Consider the following 2,455-nt stretch of genomic DNA (forward strand, 5'->3'; position numbering starts at 1 on the left):
GCACCATCTACGGCAATAACCAGCGCAAACTCCCGACGCCGCTGGTTCAGATGACGATCGCGGACGTCATCGCGAGCGGAACGGCCTGGACGAACCGCTTCGGCTCCAGTGCAGCCGGCAGATACCAGTTCATGAAGGCGACCCTTCAGGAGCTCGTCAGGGAACTTGGCCTCTCCGGCAAGGAACAGTTCTCGCCTGATCTTCAGGACCGGCTGGGGTTCCACTTGCTGAAGCGGCGCGGCTACGAGAAGTGGGCGGCCGGCAAGCTGACCGACGTCGCCTTCGGGCTGGCGCTCGCCCAGGAGTGGGCGAGCTTCCCGGTCCTCGCCCCGACGACCGGCTTCAAGCGCGACGTTGCACGCGGCCAGTCCTTCTACGCGGGGGACGGGCTGAACAAGGCGCTCATCTCCGCCGAGGCGGTCGAGGCTGCGCTGGTCGCCGCCCGTGCGGCGCCGAAGCCGGGCGCGACCGACGCCCGGGGCACACCGAACCTCTGCCACGCCTGCGGCAAGGCCTTGGCGGGCTGAGATCCCGCGAGCGCGCCCCGGCATCGAAGTACGTCTACACTATGTCATTGGTCGATTGCCGTGCGGGCCGCAGATGGGGCTCTGCAGTACGGTTTTCACGCCTTGCTCGCGGAAGGAAGACGGCGTCGAGGTCACGGTGACTTCGCCGATCCGGCCGACAGCCCCGGAGGCGGACCGCGGCACCGCCAACGAGCAGGCGGGCGCGGCGCTACCTGCCCTCGCTGCTCGCGGGGCGGCGAGACTGGCCGAGGGCGAGGCTCTTGGCGAGTTCAGAGCGCTTAGCGGCGTAGTTCGCGGCTACCATCGGGTAGCCGTGCGGAAGGCCCCACTTCTTCCGGTATTCGTCCGGGGTTAGACCGCGGATGCCGAGGTGTCGCTTGAGCGACTTGTAGGGTTTACCGTCCTCAAGGCTGATGATGTAGTCCGGCGTCACCGTCTTCTTGATCGGCACCGGCGGGACCAGCGGCGCGGGCTCAGCGGCTGGCGGCGCGGAGAGCTGGTTTAGCGCGCCGTGCACGGAGGCGATCAGCCCCGGCAGGTCGGCGACCGGGGTCGCGTTTTTCGACACGTAGGCGGCGACGATCGCAGCTGTCAGCTCGACCGCGTCAGCGCCGCAAACCTTCTCTCTCATATCGGCTACCTCTGTTGTAGCTTTGAACGGCATGTAAGCGCGCTGGATCGGCAATCGAGTTGGCAAAGTCAAGTGCGATAGCAATCGTTGCCACACGACTGCGGCATGTAGCCGTTATGTTCTCTCTCTATCTTTGGACTTCTTTTGGTACGCAGAGCAGGGATCGATCACTCTCGGCCATCTTTCTCCCCCCGCGCTCGCGCTGGCGGGAGGGGCGAGCGTATCGGGGTGCACGAACTACTTAGGCTTATCCTTTGCTCCTCCTCGACGACGGACCCCAAGGCCTATGCTCTTGGCGAGTTCAGAGCGCTGGGCCGCGTAATTTGGCGCTACCATTGGGTAGTCTCTGGGCAAATCGTACCTCTGTCGATACTCGGCTGACGTCAAACCTTGCTTCGTGAGGTGCTGCTTCATCGATTTGCATGACTTTGCGTCGATGAAACTGATCAGAGCGTCCGGCGTGATGGACCTTCTGACCTGGGCCGGGGTCACCTTCGGCGTCTCCTCAACTGGGGGCGCCTCAGGCTTTCCGAGATCACCGAGAGTGCCCCCACGGAAGCGATTAGGTTTGGCAGATCGTCTGGTCAAACCAAATTGTTAGACCCACAGGCAATTACAAGACCAACAACTAAAATTATAGTTTCTTTGACTCCAGCATCGGCAGGCTCCGAGTTGACGTTCATGTGATTGTCCTGAATTCTTTCCACTGGCTTTCTCCGCAGCGCGTCATCAAGGACGTTAGCGTCAAGTCGTTTCGCAAAGGACTGGACCGAGGTCGACCGGGTCGTCGAGAGGGTCGTTGGCACCTTCAGCGCCTTCGTGCCGCCGCTCTCCGGCGTCAGCGCCAGCTCGCTCTGGGCGGTCGGCCGTAGAACAACCTTCCATGTCGGGCGTGTTACAATGGCGCTGAAGGCAGAAAAGTGGCCTGTGATCGGCGGGCGACAACCGATTCGAAAAATAACATCCTATGATGATCCGAATCTTCGGCGTATTCACCGGGCTCCGCTCGAAAGCGGCCCCTAGAACGACCAAGTCCATTGAATTTTGACCCGCGATGGGCGTGAAGAGACGAGGCAGTCAGGCCGATAAGATCAGGATCAACTCAGCTAGACCTGCTCGATCCTGACCTTCTGGCATCCCGCGCCGCCGGGTGATGCGGCACACCCCTCCAGCCAAGAGATCCCCCATGATCCGCCTGCCCCTGCTCGCGGCGCTGTTCGCGCTCGCCCTCACCGCCCCGGCCCTGGCGGCCGACACGACCGTCAGCTTCGACGTGTCCAGCTGGATCAAGGCCGGC

At 62.8% G+C, this 2,455-nt stretch carries 3 protein-coding genes; 1 reads left to right on the plus strand and 2 read right to left on the minus strand.

Annotated features, from left to right (window positions below; genetic code table 11):
• The coding region (locus tag MET2598_RS36640) for a membrane protein (RefSeq protein ID WP_036270403.1) at positions 1 to 527 on the plus strand (527 nt) is incomplete at its 5' end.
• A gap of 208 nt (positions 528 to 735) precedes the next feature.
• Here MET2598_RS36640 and MET2598_RS0116180 read toward each other — a convergent pair.
• Together MET2598_RS0116180 and MET2598_RS43770 are read right to left on the minus strand one after the other, a co-directional pair.
• A complete protein-coding gene (locus MET2598_RS0116180) occupies positions 736 to 1,158 on the minus strand; it encodes a MucR family transcriptional regulator (RefSeq protein WP_018261547.1) in 423 nt (140 codons plus the stop codon).
• A gap of 237 nt (positions 1,159 to 1,395) precedes the next feature.
• Positions 1,396 to 1,650: a MucR family transcriptional regulator gene (locus MET2598_RS43770; RefSeq protein ID WP_236728730.1), complete on the minus strand. Its 255-nt coding sequence runs from the start codon at positions 1,648 to 1,650 to the stop codon at positions 1,396 to 1,398.
• Positions 1,651 to 2,455 lie beyond the last annotated feature (805 nt).

Source organism: Methylobacterium sp. WSM2598 (assembly GCF_000379105.1).
In the GTDB taxonomy this organism is placed as follows: Bacteria; Pseudomonadota; Alphaproteobacteria; order Rhizobiales; family Beijerinckiaceae; genus Methylobacterium.